This is a genomic window from Variovorax sp. P4_D9 (genome assembly GCF_056401695.1).
On the sequence record NZ_JBFUIU010000909.1, the window covers coordinates 1 to 3,377 of the forward strand.

Annotated in this window: 2 protein-coding genes and 1 pseudogene; 2 read left to right on the forward strand and 1 reads right to left on the reverse strand. The window is 62.0% G+C overall.

The genetic code is table 11. The features are described 5' to 3' along the window. Positions 1-93 precede the first annotated feature (93 nt). Positions 94-1,911 carry an alpha-amylase family glycosyl hydrolase gene (locus AC1DY5_RS48085; protein ID WP_478121408.1) on the reverse strand — a complete coding sequence of 606 codons (1,818 nt, stop codon included), beginning with the start codon at positions 1,909-1,911 and terminating at the stop codon, positions 94-96. 424 nt (positions 1,912-2,335) lie between these two features. Here AC1DY5_RS48085 and AC1DY5_RS48090 point away from each other — a divergent pair, with 424 nt between their 5' ends. Continuing rightward, the gene (locus AC1DY5_RS48090; RefSeq protein WP_478121409.1) at positions 2,336-2,512 is read left to right on the forward strand and encodes a hypothetical protein; all 177 of its coding nucleotides are present in this window, start codon (positions 2,336-2,338) and stop codon (positions 2,510-2,512) included. A 677-nt stretch (positions 2,513-3,189) separates the two neighbouring features. After that, positions 3,190-3,377 (forward strand): annotated as a pseudogene (locus tag AC1DY5_RS48095) (integrase); the annotation flags it as partial.

Sequence of the window (3,377 nt, forward strand, 5' to 3'; positions counted from 1 at the left end):
GTCCAGCTTCGTCCAGCTTCAGGGGCAGGGGTTGACTCCCGCAAACACCTAAGAGCTCCAGCCGTCAATCTCGTTCCCGCTGCTTGCCGACCCTTACTCCGCCAGCACTTGCACCTCCATTGGACGCAAAGTCACCTCAATCATGCGAGCCGGACCCGAGGTCACGCCGCCTTCGATCTCGTGGATCACGAGGCCTGAGCGGGTTTCGACAGGCCGTGGCTCGGGGGCGCTGGTGTCGTTCAGCACATGAAACCGGTCACCGTCGTTGTGGATGAACAGATCGACCAGGACAAAGCCTTCAAAAGGCTTAGTCGTGCTCGCGTTGGCCACTATGAGGACTTCGCGGTTGTTCAGGATTCGGGAAAAAGCCAGCACTCCCGGGGCAAAGCTCGAGGCGGCAAACTGGACGCCGTCACCGGAGATCGGCCGAAAATATTGGCGACCGTAGCGCAGCGCTGGTTCGGCGTCCCGAATTCTGGACAGTCGCGCAATGGCCGTGTAGAGGGGATGATCGACATCGAAGGCATTCGGCTTGCCCCATAGCGCCTCCCTCACGAACTGGTCGCTGTGGCCGCGCCCGTGCAGTCCTTGCTCAGTACCGTAGTACACGCACGGAATGCCCTGCAGGCCGAACAGCGCCGCCACGCCAAGGATCACCTGAGGGTCGAACGGGTCGGCAGCATCGGCACTTGCGGCACGGATCCTTTCCTTCATGTCATGGTTGTCGAGAAAGGTGACGAAGAACCGGCCCGCCTCGCCATGGCTGGTCAGAACGTTGCGCTCGACTTCCTTGCGGCGGCGGTAGACGTCGATGACCTCGTTGGGCGGCGCAAATCCCTTCACTACGGAGGGCAGGCGAAAGAAGAGCGGAAAGTCCAGTGCGGCGTCCACGCCGACGAGATCGCCACCTTCCTGGGTGTTGCGGCCGATGAATTGCGCGATGCGCTCTTCGCCGTCGAAGACTTCTCCGAAGGTAAAGAAATTCTTCTTCCCGATGCTCAATGYGTACTCGCGCATCGCGTTCCCGAAAACCTGTGCGAACTCGGGCTCGATGTATTTCAGGGTGTCGATCCGAAAACCGTCGACGTCGTAGCGCGCGATTGCGTACTGGTTGGCCAAGATCAGGGCGTCGCGCACCGGGAACACTGCACCATCGCGTACGTTCGTCACGAATTCCTTCAACGACTCGAAGTCGCCTCCTGCTTCTCCCCCTTTGCCGCGGCGCCGGAAGAAGTCGTTTCGCTGCAACTGCGCCGGCCAAACCAGGCCCTCGGGATGGCGCTGGGCCTCCGGGATGTTCTCGATGGCTTGGAAGTCCGGCCGGGCGCGGCCGTCCTGGTCGCGCCACTCGATCGGCCTGGGGTCGGGGCTGGCGGGGGCCGAGGCGCCGAAGTCTTGGTAGCCGAAGACGTCGCCAGCATGGTTGAGCACGATGTCGAAGATCACGTACAGGCCCCGCGCGTGCGCCTCGTCTACTAGTGCCCGCAGCTCTTCATCCTCTTTGCCGGGGCTAGAGGCGAACCGCGGCTCGGGGCGAAGAAAATCCTGGATGCCGTAGCCATGGAAGGTCCCGACGTCGGATGGGCGGTTCTTCAGCACGGGCGACAGCCAGATTGCCCCCGCTCCAAGCTGCTTGATGTAGTCGAGCCGGGCMTTGACGCCATTGAACGTTCCGCCCTGGAATCCACCAAAGGGGGCGTCATAGGGCATGCTCGAAGGCGCTGTCTGGTCGTCTCGACTGAACCGGTCCAGCATCAAGAAATAGATCCAGTGATCCCGCCAGTCTGGCGGCGAGGGGAAGGGCGTCGACACTTCGCGGAACTCACTTCCGACGCGGACGGTGCGTGACTGCGGTGTCGATGCCAGCGTGAAAGTCGATTGCACCAACGGGTCATTCAGTGACAGCGGCATCTAAAACCCCCAAAAGGCGCAGATGAGACGACGCCAATCCGTCCTGATCTTGGTTTCTGGACATTTGAACGTCATCCCTCAAAAGGGGTACCTGGGCATGTCTGTGCCGTCCTCTACGACTTTGACGATGAGCGCCGCGCCCTGCGGTGCCCGTTCTCTTCTTCCATCTTGTAAGCGTTTGGCGAATGCCCAAGCGCGATGAAGGCTGGCGCCGGCAAAGTCGGAGCTTCGGCCGGCCTTCGGCACGCGGACTTGCGATCGTCGGCGCGCCACCKGTGCACTACGTTCAGATTGAACAGCCTCGCGATCGCCGCGGCTGACGCCTCAGGTTGCCGGCACGCCACGAGAACCTCGGCCTTGAACTGCGCTCCTTCATCCTGCCGATGAGCCACGTGGACGCCGAGCACGGGAGCAGCTATTCGAAATGACCAAGCAGCTGAAGCTCGAGGGCCTGGTGGCGAAGAGGGCGGACGTTGCTGAATCGGCGATTTCTATTGAAGAAGCTGTGAGCTCACTGCCAGCTCTTCAGTTGCAGGCCCAAACTAACATAGCACGCGAGGTCGAGAACAACTTTGTTTCGAGGATGCGAACAACATTCTGAACCTGGACGGCCGCCACGCTCAAGGGCAATGATGGTTGCTATAGATTTAACATAATGAAGATTGTATTACCACACACACACTGTAGGCCCCCAAATAGTAATGTCGCGAGCGCGGCGTCAAGCGCGTGGCGACTCCCAACCTCGGCACCAAGAGCGCCGAGCCCCGGTCTGGAGCGCCTGGCTAAGGGTACCGATACCCCCGTGGGGGACCACCGAGAGCCTTTGCTGGCGCGGGTTTCGAGGCGGTCGAGCGCTTGGCGTGTCAGGGGCTCTGCAGACCGTGGCCTTCATTGATCGCCAGGCCCTGCCACTGGCATAGCGATAGATCCACTTCAATGCGACCGACTCTGCGATGCGCTCGGCAGCGTCCTCTGCAGCGCAGAGCTCCTCGGCCAGGCCCATGACGCGCTGGCGGGCAAAGCAATGGACGGTGCCCCCGGTGTCGCAGCCCAAGGCAGCAAGCAGATCTTTGGCGCGGGCCAGATCAGCACGAATGACGTTGACGGGGCGAGGATCGGTTCTGTGCCAACCGCGAAGATGGTCATGCTCTTCCGCGCTTGGGTCGCTCCGCCGATCGCGGTGCTGCGCTCGATTTCCAAGCGCAGTCAGACGAAGCTCAAGGGGGCAATCGGCCTTTTCGCGCACACGCACATGCACCGGATCTCGGTCCTCTGTCGATGGCCCACCACCTGGCCAAGCAGCCCAACCCCTGCGTCGACTCGGCGGTGAAGGCCCTGCTCAGCAAGACCCGCAAGGCCTACGCGAAGCGCAGCGCCCTGCCGCACAAACCGCGCGCGCTAACCAACGAGCCGCTCGAGGCGGTGCTGGAGACCTGCGACGACTCGCTCAAGGGGAAGCGTGACCG

What these genes read in the sequence shown, in the direction of transcription:
- AC1DY5_RS48090 (WP_478121409.1), top strand. Translation starts at nt 2,336, where the DNA reads ATGACCAAGCAGCTGAAGCTCGAGGGCCTGGTGGCGAAGAGGGCGGAC.